This window comes from Bradyrhizobium uaiense, assembly GCF_010811875.1.
GTDB classification, from domain to species: Bacteria; Pseudomonadota; Alphaproteobacteria; order Rhizobiales; family Xanthobacteraceae; genus Bradyrhizobium; species Bradyrhizobium uaiense.
Genome location: NZ_VKHP01000728.1, coordinates 1 through 253, shown reverse-complemented (window position 1 = coordinate 253; position 253 = coordinate 1). Strand labels below are relative to the sequence as shown.

Annotated in this window: 1 protein-coding gene; it reads left to right on the top strand. The window is 58.1% G+C overall.

Annotation, left to right across the window (positions count from 1 at the left end):
- The coding region (locus FNJ47_RS55695; RefSeq protein ID WP_163163648.1) for a transposase at positions 1-253 on the top strand (253 nt) is incomplete at both ends.

Genomic DNA, 253 nt, shown 5'->3' with positions numbered 1-253 from the left:
GGCAGCCAACGTGCGCTTTGGATGTGTGCTGGCGGATGCAGGATACGGACTTAGCGCACCATTTCGACAAGGGCTAACAGAGCGCGGACTGGCTTGGGCCGTCGGCATCCCTCGGCACCTGAAGGGGGATCCGGTCGATGTGAAGCTCATTTGGCCGATCACCAAAGTCCGCGGGAAACCACGAAAGCACCACGTGCCCGATATCTTATCGATTGCGGCAGAACAAATGCTGGCCAGTGCCAAATGGAAAACC